Source organism: Limnospira indica PCC 8005 (assembly GCF_000973065.1).
GTDB lineage: Bacteria > Cyanobacteriota > Cyanobacteriia > Cyanobacteriales > Microcoleaceae > Limnospira > Limnospira fusiformis.
This window is the reverse complement of the sequence record NZ_FO818640.1, coordinates 2,759,341-2,781,740: the sequence shown is the minus strand read 5'-3', so window position 1 is coordinate 2,781,740 and position 22,400 is coordinate 2,759,341. Positions and strand designations below refer to the sequence as shown.

The following is a 22,400-nucleotide window of genomic DNA, read 5'->3' as shown; positions in this document are numbered from 1 at the left end:
TTGACAGCAATTTTGACTTTCATTTGGCGACTAACTGAGTCTTGATCTGGTTCCATGTTTGGAAAAAATGTAGTGACATAATCAGCCATAAAGTTGTCAGATAGACCATAATTTATCCACCTTTGTTTCAACGGAAGTGGGGGACAACCCAATCACCAAAAACTCATTGCTGGTACTTGGTGCTTCCAAAAATTCTCCAAAAATTCGTTTCATGTTATGTTGAATAACTCAATGTTTAATAACTTTTGGTAGGTGTACCGCTTGGCTTTAAATAGTTGAGGTAATTTCCAGGGATAAAGTTTCCCAAAAATTGAGAGACATTTCTTAGGGGTCAGAGCATAGGATGTTGTTATTAATGGATTTCAAGTTAAGGATACCATATTTTTGATAATTTGCCTAGAGTTGGATAGTGAGCGAGGGGTGGGAGGGGTAAATCTAGGATCACATCTGATCAACAACCCGTTTCCAGTAAATTTGAGCCACAGCATCACCAGGATTTTCAGCTAAACAGATCTGCAACAATTGAGCAGCTTGCTTATATTGATGTAGATAATAGAGGGTTAATGCTGACTCAAACTGAGTTTTAGTTTTCAACTTAGCGTCGCGACTTTCTGGGGGGTCAGCATCAAATATTTCCCAGACAGAGACCATTTCAGATTTCCCCTTGACGGCGACTTTATCAATAATTCTAAAAGCGTAACTATTAGGATTTTCAAGAGACAGGAATGTGTGTTGGCTAATCAAAAGTGGCACGGCATATTTGGGAGTTAACTCTTCCAAGCGAGCGGCGAGATTAACGGCATCACTAATGACAGTGGTATCAATTTTATCTTTACCTCCAACAATACCTAACATCATAGTTCCAGTATTAATACCAATGCCAATTTTCAGAGGTGGTCTTCCTGGTCGTTGGCGGGTAGAATAATAGAGGCTTAATAATTTGAGCATAGCGATTCCCGCCTGGACAGCATCATCAGCACTGCGGCCAAACCATGCCATGATTGCATCTCCAATATATTTATCTATAAATCCGCAATTTTCAATAATTGCCGGTTCCATGCGGCATAAGTAGGCATTAATAAACTTAAAATTATCAGCCAAGCTCATCTTTTCAGAAAGATTGGTAAACTGGCGAATATCTGAAAACAAAATGGACATTTGTTTTTCGACGGCATCTCCTGATTTAACTTCGACAATACTTTCATAACCGAGGCAGGATAAAAACTGATTAGGAACAAACCTGCCAGCGGCATCGGTGAGTTCTTCTTGTTCATTAAGGGCTAGTTATAAATCACAGTTAACTATCAACATTTCTTCGATAAAACTTTGTCGTTATGCTTCAGCTTTTTGGCGTTCAGTGATATCTTGAAAAGTAGTGATCGCAAAGGTAATATTTCCGTGGGCATCATGAATAGGTCTAGCCCTAGCTTCCACAGGGATGATCCGATCAGGTTGATGCACTTCAATATCATCAACTACGACACTTTCCCCTCGCCAAGCTCGCTCTAGGGGTAAATTATCATCGGGATATAGTTGGTCAGTTCCGGCAATATAACTAGGATAAATGACAGAATTTTGATTAGTGAAATCATCTAGGACTGTCCCTGGTCAAAAGAGGATGTGGGCGGCCTGGTTAGTATAGTAAAGTTGCCCAAGATGATCGACAACGACAACGGCCAAAGGCATAGCTTCGAGAAACTGACGCAGAAGTTTATTACTAACCTTTAACTCCTGAGCCAAATCTATATTTTCATTTTTGAGGCGATCGTTAAGTAAGGTAATTTCCTGATTAGCAATACTAATTTGGGCTTGGTGATATTCAACGGCTTGTTTTTCGATCTGTAACTGTTCAAGACTCTGATTCAATTCAACTTCAGTCTGTTGAAGTAGGGTAACTTTTTCCTGTAGACCGGCATAGAGTCGTCGCAGTTGTCCAGTCATGGGATTAAAAGCCATAGCTAGGGTTCCCACCTGATCATCGGTCATTACGGGAGCCACAGGGGTGAGGTCGCCGTCTGCGACTTTGGTAGCAACAGTAGCGATCGCCAATATAGGGCGAGAAATTTGGCTCGCCAATAGATAAACGCCGACAGTGAGTAAGCCGGTAAAAGTTAAACCGACCCCCAAAGTAGTCCAAGCCAACTGACGAGCGGGATCTAGGGCTTCCGACCGTGGCATTTCCACTAATAGGACAAGTTCTTGGTGTTCTAAGCAGCGAAACACACCAAGTACAGGAACGCCAGCATAGTTTAAATAACTGCCGCGCCCATTTTCCCGTTGCAACCCGCGATCAATGCCTTCGCTGTGACCCCCTCTAGGAAGGTCTTGTCGGCCAAACTCTTCCCCAGATACAAATACGCGCAAGTTATTGATCAAATAGGTTTCCCCTTGTTCTCCTAGCCCAGTAGAATCGAAGATAATCGGAGATCCATCTGCTCTAGGCTAAGGTGAGCGGCGAGAACACCTATGGGGTTTCACCTTGATTATCCCGTAGGGGGGTAGAGACAGTCATAGTGGGTCGTTCAAAAACTAGGGTTTTAATTGAAGCCCTAGCCTGACTAAATGCGATCGCCCCGACGCTGAAAACTGTCACCACTGATCAAAGTAAAAAGTAGACATGGATTGTATGTAACCAATACATTCTGACACGATTTGATACCGGATTGATTGGGAATTCTAAATTCTTTGGTGGAGGGAATTATGTTGAGGCGATCGCACTGGGGGGATTTAGGGTAAAATATGTTACCAAAATTTGAGTGAGTTAATTTCGACTATGACCAGGCCAGCTATTTATATTGCGATTACTAATCACGGATTTGGTCATGCTGTTCGTGCTGCTTCTGTAGCTGCTCAAATCCAGAAATTTTGTCCTGATGTTTTATTATTCTTAGTAACTCAGGCTCCCCGCTGGTTATTGGAGTCTTATATTTCGGGTGATTTTGTGGTGCGATCGCGGGCTTTTGATGTGGGGGTAGTTCAGTCGGATAGTATCACTATGGATAAATTGGCGACTCGTTCCAAGTTAGAGGATATTAAGCAGCGGCAGAGGTCTATTGTAGCCAGAGAAGTTGATTTTATTCGTCAAAATCGGATTAATTTAGTGCTGTCGGATATTCCACCTTTGGCTGCGCCTATAGCTCGGTCGGCTGGGGTTCCTGGTTGGATGATGAGTAATTTTGGGTGGGATTTTATTTATCGTGATTGGGGGGAGCAATTCCAGGAAATAGCGGATTGGATTGGGGAGTGTTTTGGGCAATGCGATCGCTTATTTAGGCTGCCTCTTCATGAGCAGATGACGGCATTTCCTGTCATTGAAGATATGGGTTTAACTGGTGGTGATCCTCGCTATAATTTATCCAAAATTAGGTCAGACTTTCAGATTAAATCCCCTGTAGAAAAAACTATTATGCTGACTTTTGGAGGCTTAGGACTAGACGCAATTCCCTATAATAATTTAGGGCTGTTTCCTGATTATCAGTTCATTACTTTTGATAGTAATTCCCCGGATATGGATAATTTAATTAAGCCTAGAGATATGGTGAAATCTAGCCCTTCATTAGCGGAATATTCCCGCCTGCGTCCGGTAGATTTGATGCCTTTGTGTGGGCGAGTTATTTCTAAACCAGGCTATAGTACATTTTCGGAAGCATTGCGGTTGGATATTCCCCTAGTGTCTTTGGTGCGGTCTGGTTTTGCTGAGTCTCCGATATTAATTGAGGGGTTAGAAAATTATGGTTTCCACCAAATTCTGACGGCTGCGGAGTTTTTGACGGGAAATTGGGAATTTCTACGCGAACCCCTGAACCCCCCTCGCTTATCGGAAACTTTAGATAAAAATGGAAGTAAAGCGATCGCTGAAGCTGTGGTAGAATTATATTAGACGGTTGTAGATTAGGCTGTCAGTAACAGAAAAACGGAGCTTGCCCTTGGCCTTCCGGGTCAGGAGGGTAGGGGCAGCTTGTGCCAAATCAGGCTTGAGGAGATATAGAAGTAAAGCGATCGCTGAAGCTGTGGTAGAATTATATTAGACGGTTGTAGATTAGGCTGTCAGTAACAGAAAAACGGAGCTTGCCCTTGGCCTTCCGGGTCAGGAGGGTAGGGGCAGCTTGTGCCAAATCAGGCTTGAGGAGATATAGAAGTAAAGCGATCGCTGAAGCTGTGGTAGAATTATATTAGACGGTTGTAGATTAGGCTGTCAGTAACAGAAAAACGGAGCTTGCCCTTGGCCTTCCGGGTCAGGAGGGTAGGGGCAGCTTGTGCCAAATCGGGCTTGAGGAGATATAGAAGTAAAGCGATCGCTGAAGCTGTGGTAGAATTATATTAGACGGTTGTAGATTAGGCTGTCAGTAACAGAAAAACGGAGCTTGCCCTTGGCCTTCCGGGTCAGGAGGGTAGGGGCAGCTTGTGCCAAATCGGGCTTGAGGAGATATAGAAGTAAAGCGATCGCTGCGAGAAAGCTAAAACAGAGATATCAAAAGGCTGGAAAGGATTGTTGAACAAGCAACAGCGAGATGTAATTGGCTGGCGGGAGTGGCTGGCTCTTCCTGATTTAGGAGTAAGTGCAATTAAGGCTAAAATTGACACAGGAGCGCGTTCCTCTGCCATACACGCCTTTGATGTTCACCATTTCGGCGATGAAGACGAAAGGATGGTTGAGTTCAAAATGCACCCAAAGCAGCGGAATAGCACGGAAACTGTGACAGCGACAGCGAAGGTTTTAGATCAACGAGAGGTGCGAAATTCTGGGGGACATTCTGAAGAAAGGATCGTGATTGTAACTACTGCTCAACTACGGGGACATGAATGGCAGATCGAACTTACGCTAACTAATCGGGATGTGATGGGTTTTCGGATGCTGTTAGGACGCGCGGCTGTCCGGGAAAGGTTCTTAGTGCATCCTGGTAAGTCCTATCTCCTGAGCGCGCGACCGAAACTACCATTCCGTTCAACCTGAAACCAATGGAGTTTTACCAAATGTGGCCCGCCAATGGCAAGGCTTTAGACCCAATAATTTTCTGGTAAACTGGTGTAATCTGCTTAACTCAGGTAAATAATACTATGGTGGAATATAACGACGCACCCAAAACTGGGATCAAATGGCTGGGATTTGTTTGTGGTTCTGTGTTGCTGACCTCAAGCGCGATCGCCTGGGCGGGAGGGCCACCGACTCGGCAAGGTAAACCAGTAATTATTGAAGAACCGGCGGGAAGGCCGACAGAACCCGATCGCACTGGTCCTACGCCGACGGCTCCTGCTGCTACATTACAACCAACACAGCCCACAGAGGATACTATCCCCCGATTTCCCTTACCTAGTGCTAGGATTAGTCCTGTTAATGGCAGAGTTACCCTGAAGCTGATCAATTCTAGTAATGTGGTAATTGAATATCAGGTATCAGGAGGAACCAGACCCAGGCTAGTTGGTCAGCAGTCAGAAAGCACCTTAGAGCGACTGACAGTTCCTTTAAACTTGACCTATCAAAGGGAAGATGGGGGTTTGCTGTTTGTGCGTCCGGTAGTAACTAGCCCAGGTGTTTTAGAAATCCGGTTTGAAGCAACTGGTAATATCAACCTAGATACTCGGTCTCTGAGTATTAATGAACAGGGGACAGTATTTCTCAACTAAAGGAGAAAAGGGGACAGACCGCGGCCAAGTGTCTGTTGAACTGTGAGAATGATTGTCAAATTCCCTCTAGGGTTAGCCATCTACCGCAATGCGATCGCCATAATGTAAACACCTTAATCGGTTGATTGTGTGATAGTTTGACCGAGATAAATAGCGCGAATATCTTCAGGAATAGTAGTTTCTAAAATTTTATACCCTCGTTCTAACAACATCCGCACCTCACTGGGAGAAATAGATTCTCCTTCAGCTTGTAAGTAGGCGGCGATGCGAGTTTCACTCCAGTGAAATGTCTGGGCCATCAGGATGATTAACCGTAACAAGGGTTCAATTTGATCTAAAGCCTGACCGACATAACACCACAGGGGGGGTGGCTGATCTTTGAGTGAGTAATGAATAGACTCAACTGGGGGAAGTTCAGCGCGGTTAATACAGATAGCACTAACGTTAATAATCCAGTTTTGTAGGGTTGTTTCGGAGTCGGCAGTTTTTTCATTACGGAGGTTAAGACCCCGCATTTCATAGAAAATGTGTCGCCAGGTCAAAGCAAATAAATACTCAGCCTGAACTGGTGATTTGACAGAGTGACCAATCAGAGTATAGACAATTAGGGCATAGCGACAGAAAACCACGACAAAGTATCGACCCCGATCTGAATGATTTTGAAAAAGGGTCAGGAGTTCCTGGTCACTATGGTGGCTTAAAGACTTGACCAGGGTATGATTTGCTTCGGGGAAGTTAAGGGTTTGCAAGGTCTATCTGAGTATGCTACTTGGTCAATTTTATATATGATCCGCACCATAGTCTGGCGCTAAGTGGAGAATTTACGGGTGTTTTACCTGCCTGATCTGGCAAGGCGTTTCTTTCACCCATTGAGGTAAATCTGATTGCATTACCAGATTTCGCAATTTCAGCTTACCAATCCGAGTTGTTAATTGACGCTGCATAGCGATGGCTTGGTTAAAACAATAACGACAAGCATCCAGCCATTTTTTCCAAGTTTTTGCCAGTTCAGGACTGGGATAAATCCGGATCTTTTTTGATTGCAGATTTATACTTTCTGAGTCCGTCAAGTCGGCAACTGAAGATGTGAACAATGGCAAGGATGTCCTCAACCAATTCTCGTTCTGGGGATAAACCGTCTTGGTTGAGAACCACGATTTTTGTACCATCTTGTTCACACAACCAAGAGATGAGGTCAAACCCGAAACGGGCGAGTCTGTCTTTGTGGGCAACCACAATAAATCCGACATCGCCTTGACGGACTCGCTCCAAAACGGCTCTAAGTCCTTTTCTTTGGAAATTAAGACCACTGGCGATATCAGTGACGAGCTCGGCGTTGGGGTAGAGTTCGAGTAATTTTGCAACTTGGCGATCAAGGTCTGCTTTTTGTCCGCGACTTGAAACGCGGGCATAAGCGATAATTGCCCGTTGCGTTCTCTCGTTTGATGTTCCCGTGTAGGAGGCAATATCATATCGTCTCTGCCCTGACGGTGTCCTGATCGCTTGAATTTTGCCGTTTTTTTCCCATCTTCTTAAAGTATGTAAGCATACACCAAAGTATTGAGCCGTTTCACTCGGTGATGTATATTTCGGCATTTAGCTCGCTTGCTGTGTACTTATCTAGCTTAGACTGATTGTTGAGTATTGTCAAGCAATATTCAGTGAATTTGCTAACAGGACGTAACTCCATTGCCGTACTTGTCCAATTGGCGATGATTATACCAGAAAATTATCAGACTGCAATACGGACACCTGTTCGGAGGTGGGGGAATGGGTGGCAATTTCCCAAAAATTTCGCGCCGGTTAGTAAAGTAGGGGTTGACAGGGGGAGGGAATGGCGCTATACTGGGTGTAGTTTGTTACAATTGGATATTTGCAAAATTAAAAAAATTGTAAATATTTCCATTATATAAAAATAGTACCGCAAGCAAACGATAAAGTCAAGGGCATCCCCAAAAAAGTCGATTTTTTTTACATTTCTTAATTTTCGTTACAAAACTTAACATAATTACCCTAGTTGTATGATTTTTGGTAAACAGAAGGCTTCAAGTCGGTTGGGGGAAACTGTCGGTGTGAACAAGAGAATATGGTTAATCGTACCCGCGACGGTGTGGTTAGTGATATTTTTTGTAGTACCGCTGGTGATTGTGCTGATTTACAGTTTTTTGGAACGGGGAACCTATGGGGGGGTGGTGTGGTCTTTCACCGTAGGGCAATATCAACGGCTGTTGAATCCCCTATATTTGAGAGTGTTTATGCGATCGCTAGAGCTAGCGGCATTTACGACGATAATTTGTTTAGCGATCGCTTATCCGTTTGCATTTTTCATAGCGACCCGTCCTCGTGGTTGGCGGAATTTATTGTTAATGCTGGTAATCATTCCATTTTGGACTAATTTCTTAGTAAGAACTTATGCTTGGATGATTATTTTACGAGACCAGGGGGTGGTGAATACCCTACTACAAAACCTGCATTTAATTGATGAACCTCTCAACCTATTATTTACCCCGTTTGCTGTCCTAGTTGGTTTAATCTACGGCTATCTACCGTTCATGATTTTACCGTTATATGTAACCTGGGAGCGATTCGACTTTTCCTTAATTGAAGCGGCGCAAGATTTAGGAGCCAACGATATTCGCACAGTCTGGAGGGTTTTATTACCGTTAACCAGACGGGGAATTATTGCGGGTTCTATTTTAGTATTCATTCCGGCTTTGGGAGCATTTATAACGCCGGATATTTTGGGAGGGTCGAAAACGGTGATGATTGGTAATTTAATCCAGAATCAATTTCTGCAAGCTCGTCATTGGCCTTTGGGTTCGGCTTTGTCTATACTGTTAATGATGTTAGTGATAATTCCTGTTTGGGTTTATTTCCAAATGGCTGAAAACCGTCAGTAATGCACCCACAAAGATGACGGTTTTTGGGAAGGCGAAGATTTAGGAAGCGCGACGATCGCTGTATCCCAGATATTGATTGTAGGAGGGATTCCCTAAGTATCGATAAGATTTTAATTCACTCATGACGATTTTAGGTTTGTTGACGTTTCGCTCCAAGTAAGATATAGGCAAGACAATCGGCCATAATAGTGATGCTAAGATGAGAACCTGCCATGAAGATAGTTGCGTTTTAGAGGTGGTGCGATCGCGCCAAAATTTGGTAAACAAATAGGCAAATGTGAGAATAGCGATCGCGAAATAGGCGCGCACAATCAGGGTAACAATCAAAATCCTTCTCCCAATTCAACTTTTCTGACAACAGGTGGGTGGGGAGAGTAGCCCCCCACTACTGACAAAAGTGGATCAAGTCGAAGCTCGATTAGGCAAATATTTAGTCATTAGTTTTAATGAACAGAATGTTCAATATTGCTTATAGTTCGGCTTGACTTGCCCCCATTATAAGGAATATTCAACGGATGTGTGTGATTTCAAACACTTAATTTTGCGAGTGGTATCACTCTCAGTATATTTGCGGTTGTATTAGTTAGCTATCAGGATGATAAGGGAGATTTGAAGATGAGAATATCTGCCAATAGGAGTAGGATAGGATAATGAGTACAATATGAACCGATCAACTGTGACCAGACTTGATTTGCTAATCCGTTCCCTGGGTAAAACTGGACTGTGGGTAAATGTCGCCCTAGGGTTTGCGTTTCTATACCTACCGATCGCCATTTTAGTGGTTTATTCGTTCAATGCTTCCCGTTTTAACGCGGTGTGGAGTGGATTTACCCTAGACTGGTATAGGAGTTTATTGGGAAGCATTCCAGCACAGACGGCGGATCTATCGACGACGGGAGTTTGGTCAGCCTTATATAATAGTCTGATAGTGGCTACTATTTCCAGTGCGATCGCCACGATTTTAGGAACAGCGATCGCTTTAGGATTAGAACGCTATAAATTTCCCGGTTATCAGCTTTTAGAAAGTTTGCTATTTTTACCAATGGTCATTCCCGAAATCACCTTGGGGATTTCCTTGTTGGTATTTATGACCCTAATTTTTAGGCTAGTAGAAAACCTAACGGGGATGAGAATAAGTCTGGGTTTACCAACGGTAATTATTGGTCATATCACCTTTAGTATTTCCTTTGTCACGATTGTGGTGAGGGCGAGAGTAGCAGACCTTGACCCCAGATTAGAAGAAGCCGCATTAGATTTAGGCGCGAATGAATGGCGAGTGTTTCAGCGGGTGACTTTTCCGTTGATTTGGCCGGGTATTTTCAGCGCCGGTTTATTAGCATTTACCTTATCATTAGATGATTTTGTGGTATCATTTTTCACCAGTGGGGTCGGTGCTACTACTTTACCATTGTTTGTTTATGGTATGATTAAACTATCGGTTACGCCTGCGATTAATGCGATCTCAACTTTGATGTTATTAATATCGTTGATTCTGCTATTATCTTCTTTAAAATTGGGAGGTACTGCCGGGTTGGAGTAAAATCAGACAACAGGTGTTAGCAGGCGAAGTAGTGGTAACTGGGGAGTATAACCATCTGTAGGTGGAAACCCTCAGTTTGCCTTACCCCTAGAACCCAAGGGAGCGATCGCCAGAGAAACAGATATCCTGATTTACGAGGATAGCATAGCAAAATAGAGAATGTGGGCTGGTGATCTAACTGAACAAGATTATAGATAATCACCCCGACTCTGAGGATAAATATATTTATAATAGAGGTGAGTCTCATTTTAGTGGGTCGGATGGATATACAACAGGATTATAATCAACAGTGCCTTCAAAGGTTAATCTGGGCAATGAATCAGCTTGGTATTGATGTAGATGCGAAAAAACTGGTCAACATTTCGGAATTAATTGTCCAAACCATGACCGGACCTTGGCGGTATTTCCATACGCCAGATCATATTTTTGAGGTGGGGGGTTCGGAAGATGCGATTGAGGTATTAGCGGCTTTATTCCATGATGTGGTTTATGTACAGGTTGACCAAAGCGTTAACTTTAACCTTACCTATTACTTAGTTCCGTTTATTCGCCAAGTAGGGGAACATCTTTGGATTCGTGAAGCGGTGGATATTCCTGAAGATCCCACCTTTGAAATGGTGCGGATAGTTTTTGATATGTCTCCGGGTAAAATGTTATTGCCTTTAGAAGGGCAAAATGAGTTTTTAAGTGCTTTAGTGGCGGCGAAAGTATTACAACCTTTTCTGAGTCAAGAGTTGTTAGTGCAGATTGTCGCCTGTATAGAAGCCACAATTCCGTTCCGAACTCCCACGAAAACGGGATTAAATAATAGCGATATTTTATATCAAAGATTACAGGCGATCGTTGACAAATTCAACCTGAAATTAACGGATGCGGATCTGATCGAAACTGTGAAGCGATCGATTCGTATGGCTAATCGTGATGTCCGGAGTTTCGCCGATCCTAGTTCAGCCAGATTTTTAGATAATACCTGGAACCTAATTCCTGAAACCAATCATCATCTAAATAATCCTAGTGCTTACACTATTGGTCAATATAGAACAGCCCTGCAAAAAATGGAAGGGTTTATGAATTTTCTCAAACCGGAAGTGGTTTTTCATCAATTCCGAGGGTATCCAGAAGATAGCATTTATGAACAATTGGTATCAAGGGCGAGAAGAAATATTGCCGTGGGTCGATTATATCTAGGTAGTAAATTATTTACTATTGCCTTTTTAGAAGCACTATCCCTGCGATTTGGTCGCGTCATTCCAGTTTCTACTTTAATGGGAGAAATGCCTTCCGAAAATTTTGTGACGGTTTCTTTGGTAAATTTTCTGCCAGACCTAGAAAATAATTATCAACCCCAAGATGAATTAGAATCTACGGTGCTTGTTATACTGGAAAAGGGGAGAACTCAGCATTCTTACTATGATATAAAAAATTCACCTTTGACAACATATATGGTTAAGCAGATGGGATTTGCGGAAATCCAAAATCAACGCAACCGCGCCCAAAAGTTTTTTCAAAATGAAATATCATCGGAGGAATTTTTGGCTGGATGTGATCCACAAATTAAAAAAACGGTGACTGAGGGAATTGTCAAATTATTTGATACTCGGAAAGCTGCTTTCCTAGGAGGCTAAGTGTTATGGTTGCGTCAATCGTCAAAATTTCCGGTTATTTAACATTAGGTTAAGAATAGATTATAGGTGGGGTTGGAGAGTTATCAAATTGCCAATATACTTTTATAATATAGGTGGCAAACTGATCTAAATCCATGAGAGGCTCGGATGTATCTATCAATCAGCGATCGCCTATAACTCTCCCACATTGATCAATCCATACACTTAACCTAATTACTTACTCAAGGGCTTATGAAACCTTTAAACCGTCGAACCAAAATTGTAGCTACCATTGGTCCAGCTAGTAATTCTCCTGAAGTTCTTTATCAAATGATTAAAGCGGGGATGAATGTAGTACGCCTCAACTTCTCCCATGGTAGCCATGAACAACACACGAAAACGGTCGCCCTACTGAAAGAAATTTCACAGGAGTTAAAAACGTCTATCACGCTATTACAAGACCTACAGGGTCCGAAAATTAGGGTAGGACAGCTTCCTGATGGTGGTATACAATTGATAGCGGGAGAATATATTACCCTGGTTCCTATTGACGAATACAAGAGTAAACCTAATACGATTGCGATCGACTATCTGCACCTGGGAGAAGAAGCAGAAATCGGTGCCCAGGTTCTGCTAGATGATGGATTATTGGAATTGAAGGTTGAGGAAATTTCCGGTAATCAAGTTAAATGTAAAATCCTTGAAGGGGGGACTCTGAAAAGCCGTAAAGGGGTTAACCTTCCCAGTTTAACTCTACGTTTACCGTCTTTAACTGAAAAAGATCAGCAAGATTTGGAATTTGGGATTTCTCTAGGTGTTGATTGGGTGTCTCTTAGCTTTGTGCGGAACGCAGAAGATGTGCGAGTTCTTAAAGACTTTTTAGCGTCCAAAAATGCGTCACAAATATCGGTGATGGCCAAAATCGAAAAACCTCAAGCGATCGCTAATTTAGAGGAGATTATTTCCGAGTGTAATGGTTTAATGGTAGCCCGGGGTGATCTGGGGGTCGAAATGAGTCCCGAAAGAGTCCCACTACTGCAAAAACAAATTATTCGCCTTTGCAATCAAAAAGGGATTCCAGTAATTACAGCTACTCAAATGCTGGACAGTATGATCAATAATCCCCGTCCGACAAGGGCTGAAGCGTCTGACGTAGCTAATGCAATTATTGATGGAACTGATGCGGTGATGTTATCAGGGGAATCAGCAGTTGGTAAATATCCGATTCGGGCTGTGGAAATGTTAGCGAAAATTGCGGAGGATGTGGAACCGGAAATCAATTTCATCAACTACCCACCCGCGTTCAATGATGAGACCCATGCTATCAGTGAAGCGATAAATACCATTGATAAAATTATCGATCTACATTGTATTATTGCCTACACCTGTAGTGGTTATACTGGGCAATTAGCGGCGGCTGAACGCCCGAAAGCGCCTGTGGTTGCCTTAACTCCTAATCCCAAGGTTTACCATCGTTTAAACCTGGTTTGGGGTGTGAAACCTCTGCTGCTGGAACAGGAGGTAGAATCCTTTGAGGAACTGATCAATCAAGCCCAAACTTATCTATTAGTGCGCCAAATGGCTTCCCCCGGAGACAAAATTTTGATTATTGGTGGTATCCCTTCTGGGAAGGCTAAGGGAACCAATTTTATCAAAATCCACACCATAGGATAATGAATAATGAATAATGAATAATGAATAATTAACAATTGTTCATTATTGATTTATCACGTTGTAGGGGCGGGTTCAACAGTTAATTAGATTACCCACCGACCATATTAATCAACCCGCCCTCAATCACCCGCGAATTAATGGATAATTGATAATTTATCACGTTGTAGGGGCGGGTTCAACAGTTAATTAGATTACCCACCGACCATATTAATCAACCCGCCCTCAATCACCCGCGAATTAATGGATAATTGATAATTGATCATGTTGTAGGGGCGGGTTCAACAGTTAATTAGATTACCCACCGACCATATTAATCAACCCGCCCTCAATCACCCGCGAATTAATGGATAATTGATAATTGATCATGTTGTAGGGGCGGGTTCAACAGTTAATTAGATTACCCACCGACCATATTAATCAACCCGCCCTCAATCACCCGCGAATTAATGGATAATTGATAATTTATCACGTTGTAGGGGCGGGTTCAACAGTTAATTAGATTACCCACCGACCATATTAATCAACCCGCCCTCAATCACCCGCGAATTAATGGATAATTGATAATTGATCACGTTGTAGGGGCGGGTTCAACAGTTAATTAGATTACCCACCGACCATATTAATCAACCCGCCCTCAATCACCCGCGAATTAATGGATAATTGATAATTGATCATGTTGTAGGGGCGGGTTCAACAGTTAATTAGATTACCCACCGACCATATTAATCAACCCGCCCTCAATCACCCGCGAATTAATGGATAATTGATAATTGATCATGTTGTAGGGGCGGGTTCAACAGTTAATTAGATTACCCACCGACCATATTAATCAACCCGCCCTCAATCACCCGCGAATTAATGGATAATTGATAATTGATCATGTTGTAGGGGCGGGTTCAACAGTTAATTAGATTACCCACCGACCATATTAATCAACCCGCCCTCAATCACCCGCGAATTAATGGATAATTGATAATTTATCACGTTGTAGGGGCGGGTTCAACAGTTAATTAGATTACCCACCGACCATATTAATCAACCCGCCCTCAATCACCCGCGAATTAATGGATAATTGATAATTATTAATTATTAATTATTAACCAGGTGGGGTGGGGCGGGTTTAGTAATCTTACTGGTGGGATATTTCATTGACAGTGGAACCCGCCCCTACAGGATAATGGATAATGGATAACAGGGAATAATTAAAAGTAAGAATTATCTGCCTCTGGCGAGATTACGGAAGGTTGTATATTGGGGGTCAAAGAGTAGCTTGATAGTTCCTGTAGGTCCGTTGCGGTGTTTGGTGATAATAATTTCTGTCAGACCGCGATCTGGTGAATCTGGGTTGTAGTAATCATCTCGATATAACATAATTACCATGTCTGCATCCTGTTCGATGGAGTTGTGGACGATGATATTATTAGCGACAAAATTATGTAAACTGGGAACTGTTAAATCATATACTTCGGTTTCGCTGGCTGGTTCAATGGCGGAAATTTCATCCCAATAAATATTAGTTTCGGCGGTACAAGCGATTTGACAACCCGTAGTCAATTTGTCTAAACGTTCCCAACCTGTGAGGGTAAAAAATTGATGATTAGCAGTAGCTGTTATGGTATATCCTAAACGAGTTTTTAAGTCAAAGGTGGGCTTAACCCCGGTGGCAAAAACCCTCTGAACTGTAGCCTTTTCTAAGTTATGAGTGTCTGGATTTATAGCGACAACAGAAAAGTCAGATTTTCCAACTAATTCTCGAATGGGAACTGGTAAACGACTATCTGCTAAGGTTACTAAACTATCCCCTGATAAACAACCAGACTCTCTTAAATCGGACATCATGGGACGTTTATTGGTGCGGGACTCAACGCCTCGGCTCAACTGGGAGAGGGTAATTACTGGGAGATTTAGTTCTCTGGCTAAACCTTTAAGCGATCGCGTAATGCGAGATAATTCCTGGACGCGGTTATCAGGGTTAGCCCCTTCCATTAACTGCAAATAATCAATTAAAACTAACCCCAAATTACCACCTTGTTGAGACTGTAGCTGGCGAGTTTTTGACCGCATTTCGGTAACTGTAAGGTTAGGGGTATCATCAATAAAAATTGGCAATTCTGATAGAGTTCCGATCGCCTGAGTAAGGGGTTCCCATTCAGCTTGGCTAATACGTCCGGAACGCAGTCGATTACTTTCAATTCTCGCTTCACTAGATAACAGTCGCTGAACTAACTGTTCCTTAGACATTTCTAGGCTAAAAACGGCAATTGGTAAATTATGCTTTTTGGCAATACTATGGGCGACGGAAATAGCAAAACTGGTTTTTCCCATAGACGGACGACCAGCTACAATAATTAAATCAGACCGTTGAAATCCTCCGGTCATGGCATCTAGGTCATAAAACCCGCATTCAATACCTGGTAAGGCTAATCCTTCTGAACGTTCTTCAATTCCCTGAAAGGTATCAATTAAGGTTTCTGAAATAGACACTAAATCGGGTTTGGGTTTAATTTGTGTAACGCCAAAAATCCGCTGTTCTGCTTGGTCTAACACCTTTTCTAATTCCATGTTAGTCTGATACCCTAACTGGGCGACTTCCTGACCAGCTTGGATTAACTTACGGCGCAAAAACTTATCTATTACTAATAAAGAATACTGGTCAATATTAACAGCGGAGATAGTGCGATCGACTAATTCGCCTAACTTCATCTGACCGCCAGCAGCATCTAATTGATTATGATCTGCTAACCAAGTAGTAACGGTCATTAAATCTGTGGGTTTTCCCTGTAAATGAAGGGTTAGGGTAGCCCGATAGATAGTTTGATGGGCGCTAATGGCAAAATGTTCTGGCTTGAGGATGTCGGCGACGCGACTAATAGCTTCGGAGTCGAGAAGTATACCACCCAAAATCGCTTCCTCCGCCTCAATATTTTGGGGAGGGTTGCGATCGTTGCTTAACGGCGGTATCGGCAGACTCTCAGCCATAATTAGGACATTGTAGACGGTAGATAGTGGCGGTTTGACAGTTATTAATTAGCGGAAGCGGGGGCGCGTCGGGCTTGCGCCCCAGGATAGTTCTATGGTGCAACTACATGGATTTCCACTTCGGCGGTAACTTCAGGATGGAGTTTGATATGAGCCTTATAGAAACCGATTTTGTTAATATCAGGTAAGGTGATACCACGGCGATCTACTTCTTGACCTGTAGCCTTCTCAATGGCTTCGGCTAGTTCGCGATCGGTGACGGTTCCAAAGATCGCCTCATTTTCGCCGACTGGTTTAGCAACGGTAAACCGACCGATGGTTTCCAGGGCGGTTTTACGAGACTGGGCTTGTTGTTTAAGTTCAATCAAGCGTTGACGTTCTTCTTCCCGGCGGCGTTCTACCTGTCTGAGAATGCCGGGAGTAGCGCGGACTGCGAAACTATAGGGTAGCAAATAGTTGCGCGCATAACCGGGGGCTACTTCTACTAAATCGCCTTCGCGTCCTAATTTGCTAACATCCTTAGTGAGAACGACTTGAGTTCGCTTTGACATAATGGTTCCTCATAACTGTTTTAACCCAAACACTCTATCTTAGCGATATAAAGGGGGCGATCGCAAGTGAAAACGGAAAAATCTGTGTCGGGCAGTCCTGGCACATTTCAGGTATAATCGACGGTAAAATTTAATATCAGTTAACAATTGTACCTAAAATGACACAGACACAAGCCGGTTCGCCCCAAGACTCGCAAACCCCCGTTTCTGATGCTGTCATTATCGCTCAGGATGTCCATAAGTGGTATAGCAACAACTTCCATGTTCTCCGAGGTGTCAGCCTAACGGTGAGACGGGGTGAGGTAGTGGTGATCATGGGTCCGAGTGGTTCAGGAAAATCTACGTTTATTCGGACATTTAACGCTTTAGAGGAATTTCAGGAAGGGAGTATTGTGATTGACGGGATCACGCTTTCCCATGATTTGAAAAATATTGAGGAAATTCGTCGGGAAGTGGGAATGGTGTTCCAACAGTTTAATCTGTTCCCCCATTTAACTATCCTGCAAAATGTGACCCTAGCACCAATCTGGGTGAGGCGATGGCCGAAAGCTAAGGCTGAGGAGGTGGCTATGCAGCTTTTGGAAAGGGTTGGTATTCTGGAACAGGCGAAAAAATATCCGGGTCAGCTTTCTGGGGGTCAGCAGCAACGGGTGGCGATCGCCCGCGCCCTAGCTATGCAACCGAAAATTATGTTATTTGATGAACCTACGTCCGCCCTTGACCCGGAAATGGTGCGGGAAGTGTTAGATGCAATGCGGACTTTGGCTAGTGAGGGGATGACGATGGTTTGTGTCACCCATGAGGTGGGATTTGCGCGAGAAGTAGCCGATCGCGTTGTTTTGATGTCAGATGGTCTCTTGGTGGAAGAAGGGACTCCAGAGGAGTTTTTCAACAATCCTCAAGAAGAACGGACTAAGAGATTTTTGTCACAAATTCTATAGTAGAGTTGGGAACCTCCAACAGGTAGCAGCAGAATATTGCAGAACATCAGGGACAAGCTATGGGTCGCTGGTGGCTTTTTCGGTTGGACTCAAATTCCCGGGAAGACGGTTAATAGATAGAGGATGCCAAAGTTGTTGGAGACGGTGCGCGGGAAGGGTCAAATAAAGAACATCTCCGGGACTTAACAGGGAGTCTAATAATTTCCAGCTATGTATAGTTTGGGAGTTGGTTTCGATGTACAGGGGGACAAAATCCACTCTGGTAGCCACATCTTTGACTCTTTGTCCGCAAAAGGGATGGTTAGCGGTGATTAGGGTAGCTAGGGCGACCCAAAGACTATCAGCGGTGATGCCATTGCCTAAAATTCTACCGCCGATCGCGGCGGCTGCAAAGGCAGGCGCAGCAATTTCTGTGGGACTCAGAACTGTCTCAAAATCAAATACCTGCTGAACCATTAGCCCAAATTGAGGGTCTTGGTTACGAACTATCATCCGCAGGTGGGGTGCTATAGCCCTGGCGCTGAGGGCTATTTCTAGGTTGGCGGTGTCGTCACTGGTGACGGCGAGGAGGACTTCTGCTTGTTGAACATTGACGCTTTCTAAGATAGACGACAGGGAAGCATCACCTTCGACAAAGGGTATTCTAAGCGATCGCACTGTACTGATAAAACGACAGTTAGGATCGCGATCAATTACCACTACTTCATAGCCGCTGCGGTGTAGTTGTTCAGCAATTTGAACACCAATGCCACCCAAACCACAGATTATATAATGGTTGCGTTGTGGAACCCGTGTAGCGTTGAGATATTCAGTTAACCTGGTTCCTAGTACAAAGTCATTAAGTAAGGCGTAACAGATACCAATTACCCCAGCACCTACTAGCATCATGATGGCGGTGAAGATTTTAATGCTATCAGGGGCATTCTCGGCGACTTTTTCATTACCCCCAGCCCCGGTAATCATTCCTACTGAAAAATAGAGGGAGTCAACTAGGGAATTATCTAAGTTAATGCTTACATAAGTTAGGGTCGCCAAGAAAATTGTCAGCATTAAAACCAGGGTAATCAAAAGGGCTTTTTTGCCATGCTGTTGAAACTTTTTCAGGCTGTTAATGAATTTCATCCCCCTTTGATAGAGGCTGAAACGCTGGGTGCGGATACTGGGTTTAGTGGCAATAATTAGGCGATCGCCTACATCAAGTTTTTGTCCCTCAAGAACTGCTGACACTAGATCTAAGTGGCTATTATTAGGAATGTAATAGATCAGCATTCGATCGCGATCAGACCAGAGATCATGGAGGCTTTTACCGACCCAAGAATGTTCAGGATCGATAAATTCTTCATGAATTGGCCAGGTTTGGTTAAATAGTCGCAGTTGACCAATAGCACGACTCCCCAAAGCCGCAAAGGTAAACACGGGAGCAGCCAAGGCGGAGACGCTCATGGTACTATGGTCTGGTAGAATGCGATCGAGGCTTTGTCCTAAATTAGTATTAAACAGACGGCTAATAATTCTGATTTTAGGATTGAGAATCCTGGCTTGCATTAAAATAGCTAGATTGGTAGCATCATCATTACCAGCCAGTACGAGGGTATGGGCGCTTTGAATACCAGCGGCTAACAGGGTAGAGGCGGCGCGAAAACTACCGACAACTACATCTGACCCTTCACCTTTTACGGGTTGCTCATTCACTCCTACAACAATAGCTCCTTGTTGTCTCAACAGACGAAAAATTTGGTAGCCAGTGCGTCCTAAGTTGCAAACGATAATTCTAGGTTTCATATTTCGTAAATTGTGGACTCCCCAGGGAGGGTCTAGGTCTACTGTCGGGTGTGTAATCCACCATTATGACAGCCACAAATTATGACAATTGTATCCCATAACACCGTTTGCCGATTAGATAAATACAGGGCGATCGCTATCAATCACCCTGAGTTAGAAAATCTCTGAGTCAATCTATCTGTTAGTTAGCAGGGCTTTGGATTGAGATTCTCCGGCTTTGACCAGGTTTTTATGTAGCTGTACATTCAGCAGGAATAAGGCAGTCCATTGGATAGCTATAGTTAGGAAAAAGTCGATAAATTGTGCTGATTCTAAACTAGCCCAAGGCGCAAAAGACAGCAAAAATGGCACGGGATATTGGTCGGGTTGTATTGGTATCAGCACCATGCAAATGAAAGGAAATAAGACGATCGCGAGAACAATTCCTACAGCCCAAAGTTGCGGTTTGACGATTTTCTTGAGTAGGACTAACTGCGCGACAGTTGCACAAATTAGAATCAAACCACCCAGGAAAACCAAGCCCAAAATCCACTGCCAATTTTGATGAGATTGGGAAGAATTAAATTGAAATTGTGCGGTCAAAATCCAGGGAGTCCACATGACAATTGTGATGATGATATTAGCAAAGACTGCTAACATATTGGGGCTTTTTTCTGCCCATAATAAATCCTGGAATAATTGGCGATTTTTGAGGTGATGACGGGTAGACTCTCGACGATAACGCGCCCAATCTTGCAAGGGTTGACGCTGAGGAGATAAGGCGGCGATCGCCAACAATAAGCACAAGGGAATTATCCCATATAGGAAAAATGTTCCTAACTCTTGCCATGAATTAGACCGGATTGGTGTGACAAACCCTAGCAAAAATAAGTTAAGACTAAATACTGCTAAATAACTCTGTTTTTTGCTGAGTAATGTGGTAGCGGGGTCACTAAAACGGCGGTTTAAAACTTGCCAAGTTCCCACCATTAAAACCACTAAAGTTAGACTCATAAACCCATACCATGCAGCTATATTATAGCTAACCGGAATATTAAACCATTTAATCCATAAATCCCAGCGATTATTAAAATCTTGCCAAGCATTTGGGTTCTCGTTGGCTAATCTAGCTACACCAAAGATTAACTGCAAAAATTGTAAGCTGGGAAACACTATGAATGCAGCCATTAATGTCCATAACCACCCGGCGGCAAATCCTACTAAAGGTAATAGCAGGGATAGGCTAAATAAACTCATGGCGACAATAGCAAATACCCCATATTGTAATAGCAGTAATCCGATGGGTATTTGTGCTTTAATAGCGACGATAGTCTGCAATGGTAAAGCTAAAGCCAGTCCTAGGTATAGTAAAATAGGAACACCCATTAGCTTTCCGGCTAAAATATCCCGACCTGGTTGGGGGCTGAGGCGGATAAAATTGAGAGTGCCGCGCTTTTCCTCTAGGGCTAAATCTTGAATTAGCATATACACGCCACCCAACATTAAAGCCATGGGTAAAATCCAATTCATGGTCAGAAATATATCATTCCACCAGGTTTGCCATTCAATAACTATGGGGAACTGTTTAGAGTCAATGATATATCTCCCATAGGGACTTTTTTCGGTGGGTAATTGAGCAGAAAAGAAGAATATCAGCAGTGCTTGGCTGAGGAGAGAAACACTACTAACTAAGGTAATACTGCGAGGTTTGAGTCTGCCTTTTAGTTCTCGAATTAACTGGGGATTCCAGTTAGCTACAAATGCCATCAAATTAGGTATTATCATGATTCCCTCAAGTTAAGGATAGGTGGTTAATTTGGGGCGTTTTTAAGATGCCTGTTTATGTCCCAATTTCAAGAAAATTGATTCTAAATTATCCTGGGTGGGATAAAATTGGGTAATGGGTAAACCTGCATCTATGAGCGATCGCAATAAAAGGGCCTGGGTTTCTAAATCACCAGTAAACTGCACCCGTACTTGTTGACTGCCGGGAATTACTTCCCACTCTTCTATGTTGGCACAATTTTTCAAATGTGTAACTAAGGGATTAACAGATCCGAGAGTGGAAATAAAAATTTGTTGATTACTCAGGCGCTGATAGAGTTCGGCTAAAGATGCACTCTCGACTAAATAGCCAAGTTCCATAATGCCTATCGAGGTACAAAAATCCTCTAAATCGCTGAGAACATGGGAAGAAATGAGAATTGTCATTCCAGCTTCTCGCAGGGTTTTAATGATGTCGCGAAACTGTTGGCGGGCGATGGGGTCTAACCCAGAAACAGGTTCATCAAGTAACAGCAAGAGGGGTTGATGAATTACTGTCCGCCCTAAACTTAACCTTTGTTTCATTCCCCGAGATAGGGTAGCAATTAAGCTATGGCGTTTATGGCTAAGGTCCACTAATTCTAAAACTTCATAAATCCGTTGCGATCGCTTAGGTTCTCGGAGATAATATAATCCAGCGAAATAGTCGAGATAATCCTGAACTGTCAGATCATCATAAAGGGGAAAATCATCAGGGAGATAGCCAATATACTGCTTTAAAGTGGGATTAGTGCGATCGCGTAATAGCCTTTCTCCGTGAATATAAATCTCTCCGGTTGAGGGTTCTTCTGCAGTAGCCAGCATCCGCAGTAGGGTAGTTTTTCCCGCCCCATTAGGGCCAATCAGTCCGTAAACTTCCCCCGCCGCCACCTGTAGGTCAAGGTCATGAACTGCTATATGACGGTCGAATTGTTTGGTTAGTCCCCGGGTTTCAATCGCCAATTCTTTAGCCATAAGGGGTATTTTGTAAGTTCTTATTTGGGACTACAATAATTACAATT

The 22,400-nt window shown here is 43.2% G+C and carries 21 protein-coding genes; 8 read left to right on the top strand and 13 right to left on the bottom strand.

From position 1 onward, the window contains the following. Positions 1 to 441: 441 nt before the first annotated feature. From XZ46_RS12075 to XZ46_RS37540, 4 genes are all read right to left on the bottom strand, one after another. Positions 442 to 1,158, bottom strand: coding sequence for an adenylate/guanylate cyclase domain-containing protein (locus XZ46_RS12075; RefSeq protein WP_006625716.1), 717 nt, complete (start codon positions 1,156 to 1,158; stop codon positions 442 to 444). 174 nt (positions 1,159 to 1,332) lie between these two features. Continuing rightward, positions 1,333 to 1,551, bottom strand: a complete 219-nt coding sequence (locus tag XZ46_RS37545; RefSeq protein WP_228116586.1) for a PAS domain-containing protein — start codon at positions 1,549 to 1,551, stop codon at positions 1,333 to 1,335. Between the two features lie 57 nt (positions 1,552 to 1,608). After that, the gene (locus XZ46_RS12070) at positions 1,609 to 2,376 is read right to left on the bottom strand and encodes a HAMP domain-containing protein (protein ID WP_006619711.1); all 768 of its coding nucleotides are present in this window, start codon (positions 2,374 to 2,376) and stop codon (positions 1,609 to 1,611) included. A gap of 88 nt (positions 2,377 to 2,464) precedes the next feature. Next, complete coding sequence (locus XZ46_RS37540) at positions 2,465 to 2,593, bottom strand: hypothetical protein (protein ID WP_257720193.1); 129 nt, start codon at positions 2,591 to 2,593, stop codon at positions 2,465 to 2,467. Positions 2,594 to 2,773: 180 nt separating this feature from the next. On the opposite strand from XZ46_RS37540, the gene XZ46_RS12065 reads away from it, so the two are divergent. The 3 genes from XZ46_RS12065 (at position 2,774) to XZ46_RS12055 (ending at position 5,625) form a co-directional block, all read left to right on the top strand. Then, the gene (locus tag XZ46_RS12065) at positions 2,774 to 3,880 is read left to right on the top strand and encodes a hypothetical protein (protein ID WP_006619712.1); all 1,107 of its coding nucleotides are present in this window, start codon (positions 2,774 to 2,776) and stop codon (positions 3,878 to 3,880) included. Positions 3,881 to 4,489: 609 nt separating this feature from the next. After that, positions 4,490 to 4,954, top strand: a complete 465-nt coding sequence (locus XZ46_RS12060; protein ID WP_006625720.1) for an ATP-dependent zinc protease family protein — start codon at positions 4,490 to 4,492, stop codon at positions 4,952 to 4,954. Between the two features lie 104 nt (positions 4,955 to 5,058). Next, positions 5,059 to 5,625, top strand: a complete 567-nt coding sequence (locus tag XZ46_RS12055; RefSeq protein WP_006619714.1) for a hypothetical protein — start codon at positions 5,059 to 5,061, stop codon at positions 5,623 to 5,625. Positions 5,626 to 5,738: 113 nt separating this feature from the next. On the opposite strand, the gene XZ46_RS12050 is transcribed toward XZ46_RS12055, so the two are convergent. From XZ46_RS12050 to XZ46_RS12045, 3 genes are all read right to left on the bottom strand, one after another. Continuing rightward, positions 5,739 to 6,374 carry an RNA polymerase sigma factor gene (locus tag XZ46_RS12050; protein WP_006619715.1) on the bottom strand — a complete coding sequence of 212 codons (636 nt, stop codon included), beginning with the start codon at positions 6,372 to 6,374 and terminating at the stop codon, positions 5,739 to 5,741. 72 nt (positions 6,375 to 6,446) lie between these two features. Beyond that, positions 6,447 to 6,695, bottom strand: a complete 249-nt coding sequence (locus XZ46_RS29330; RefSeq protein ID WP_008050735.1) for a helix-turn-helix domain-containing protein — start codon at positions 6,693 to 6,695, stop codon at positions 6,447 to 6,449. Then, positions 6,634 to 7,221, bottom strand: a complete 588-nt coding sequence (locus XZ46_RS12045) for an IS607 family transposase (protein ID WP_006669167.1) — start codon at positions 7,219 to 7,221, stop codon at positions 6,634 to 6,636. The genes XZ46_RS29330 and XZ46_RS12045 overlap by 62 nt, the downstream gene beginning before the upstream one ends. Positions 7,222 to 7,646: 425 nt before the next feature. Here XZ46_RS12045 and XZ46_RS12040 point away from each other — a divergent pair, with 425 nt between their 5' ends. Next, on the top strand, positions 7,647 to 8,525 hold the full coding sequence (locus tag XZ46_RS12040; RefSeq protein WP_006616752.1) for an ABC transporter permease: 879 nt from the start codon (positions 7,647 to 7,649) through the stop codon (positions 8,523 to 8,525). A gap of 39 nt (positions 8,526 to 8,564) precedes the next feature. Here the strand turns inward: XZ46_RS12040 and XZ46_RS12035 are convergent, their stop codons facing one another. After that, complete coding sequence (locus tag XZ46_RS12035; protein WP_006616753.1) at positions 8,565 to 8,852, bottom strand: hypothetical protein; 288 nt, start codon at positions 8,850 to 8,852, stop codon at positions 8,565 to 8,567. Positions 8,853 to 9,186: 334 nt separating this feature from the next. On the opposite strand from XZ46_RS12035, the gene XZ46_RS12030 reads away from it, so the two are divergent. From XZ46_RS12030 to pyk, 3 genes are all read left to right on the top strand, one after another. Next, complete coding sequence (locus tag XZ46_RS12030) at positions 9,187 to 10,065, top strand: ABC transporter permease (RefSeq protein WP_006616754.1); 879 nt, start codon at positions 9,187 to 9,189, stop codon at positions 10,063 to 10,065. A gap of 260 nt (positions 10,066 to 10,325) precedes the next feature. Then, complete coding sequence (locus XZ46_RS12025; protein ID WP_048895414.1) at positions 10,326 to 11,690, top strand: hypothetical protein; 1,365 nt, start codon at positions 10,326 to 10,328, stop codon at positions 11,688 to 11,690. A 231-nt stretch (positions 11,691 to 11,921) separates the two neighbouring features. Continuing rightward, positions 11,922 to 13,343, top strand: coding sequence for a pyruvate kinase (gene pyk / locus XZ46_RS12020; RefSeq protein WP_006616756.1), 1,422 nt, complete (start codon positions 11,922 to 11,924; stop codon positions 13,341 to 13,343). A 1,215-nt stretch (positions 13,344 to 14,558) separates the two neighbouring features. Here pyk and dnaB read toward each other — a convergent pair. Then, on the bottom strand, positions 14,559 to 16,322 hold the full coding sequence (gene dnaB, locus XZ46_RS12015) for a replicative DNA helicase (protein ID WP_006625724.1): 1,764 nt from the start codon (positions 16,320 to 16,322) through the stop codon (positions 14,559 to 14,561). 92 nt (positions 16,323 to 16,414) lie between these two features. Next, entirely contained in the window at positions 16,415 to 16,873 is a 459-nt protein-coding gene (rplI, locus tag XZ46_RS12010) for a 50S ribosomal protein L9 (RefSeq protein ID WP_006669164.1), read from the bottom strand. Between the two features lie 158 nt (positions 16,874 to 17,031). On the opposite strand from rplI, the gene XZ46_RS12005 reads away from it, so the two are divergent. Next, entirely contained in the window at positions 17,032 to 17,814 is a 783-nt protein-coding gene (locus XZ46_RS12005; RefSeq protein WP_006625726.1) for an amino acid ABC transporter ATP-binding protein, read from the top strand. 57 nt (positions 17,815 to 17,871) lie between these two features. Here XZ46_RS12005 and XZ46_RS12000 read toward each other — a convergent pair whose 3' ends face one another. From XZ46_RS12000 to XZ46_RS11990, 3 genes are all read right to left on the bottom strand, one after another. Next, the gene (locus XZ46_RS12000) at positions 17,872 to 19,596 is read right to left on the bottom strand and encodes a potassium channel family protein (RefSeq protein WP_006625727.1); all 1,725 of its coding nucleotides are present in this window, start codon (positions 19,594 to 19,596) and stop codon (positions 17,872 to 17,874) included. A gap of 174 nt (positions 19,597 to 19,770) precedes the next feature. After that, positions 19,771 to 21,360 (bottom strand): hypothetical protein, encoded by a 1,590-nt coding sequence (locus XZ46_RS11995; RefSeq protein ID WP_006669163.1) that lies wholly within the window; start codon positions 21,358 to 21,360, stop codon positions 19,771 to 19,773. A 42-nt stretch (positions 21,361 to 21,402) separates the two neighbouring features. Continuing rightward, on the bottom strand, positions 21,403 to 22,353 hold the full coding sequence (locus XZ46_RS11990; protein WP_006625731.1) for an ABC transporter ATP-binding protein: 951 nt from the start codon (positions 22,351 to 22,353) through the stop codon (positions 21,403 to 21,405). Positions 22,354 to 22,400 lie beyond the last annotated feature (47 nt).

Bases quoted from the DNA above. Each gene is read 5' to 3' on its own strand.
- XZ46_RS12075 (WP_006625716.1), bottom strand. From the start codon at position 1,158: ATGTCCATTTTGTTTTCAGATATTCGCCAGTTTACCAATCTTTCTGAA.
- XZ46_RS12065 (WP_006619712.1), top strand. From the start codon at position 2,774: ATGACCAGGCCAGCTATTTATATTGCGATTACTAATCACGGATTTGGT.
- XZ46_RS12055 (WP_006619714.1), top strand. From the start codon at position 5,059: ATGGTGGAATATAACGACGCACCCAAAACTGGGATCAAATGGCTGGGA.
- XZ46_RS12045 (WP_006669167.1), bottom strand. From the start codon at position 7,221: ATGCCGAAATATACATCACCGAGTGAAACGGCTCAATACTTTGGTGTA.
- XZ46_RS12040 (WP_006616752.1), top strand. From the start codon at position 7,647: ATGATTTTTGGTAAACAGAAGGCTTCAAGTCGGTTGGGGGAAACTGTC.
- XZ46_RS12030 (WP_006616754.1), top strand. From the start codon at position 9,187: ATGAACCGATCAACTGTGACCAGACTTGATTTGCTAATCCGTTCCCTG.
- XZ46_RS12025 (WP_048895414.1), top strand. From the start codon at position 10,326: ATGGATATACAACAGGATTATAATCAACAGTGCCTTCAAAGGTTAATC.
- pyk (WP_006616756.1), top strand. From the start codon at position 11,922: ATGAAACCTTTAAACCGTCGAACCAAAATTGTAGCTACCATTGGTCCA.
- dnaB (WP_006625724.1), bottom strand. From the start codon at position 16,322: ATGGCTGAGAGTCTGCCGATACCGCCGTTAAGCAACGATCGCAACCCT.
- rplI (WP_006669164.1), bottom strand. From the start codon at position 16,873: ATGTCAAAGCGAACTCAAGTCGTTCTCACTAAGGATGTTAGCAAATTA.
- XZ46_RS12005 (WP_006625726.1), top strand. From the start codon at position 17,032: ATGACACAGACACAAGCCGGTTCGCCCCAAGACTCGCAAACCCCCGTT.
- XZ46_RS12000 (WP_006625727.1), bottom strand. From the start codon at position 19,596: ATGAAACCTAGAATTATCGTTTGCAACTTAGGACGCACTGGCTACCAA.
- XZ46_RS11995 (WP_006669163.1), bottom strand. From the start codon at position 21,360: ATGATAATACCTAATTTGATGGCATTTGTAGCTAACTGGAATCCCCAG.
- XZ46_RS11990 (WP_006625731.1), bottom strand. From the start codon at position 22,353: ATGGCTAAAGAATTGGCGATTGAAACCCGGGGACTAACCAAACAATTC.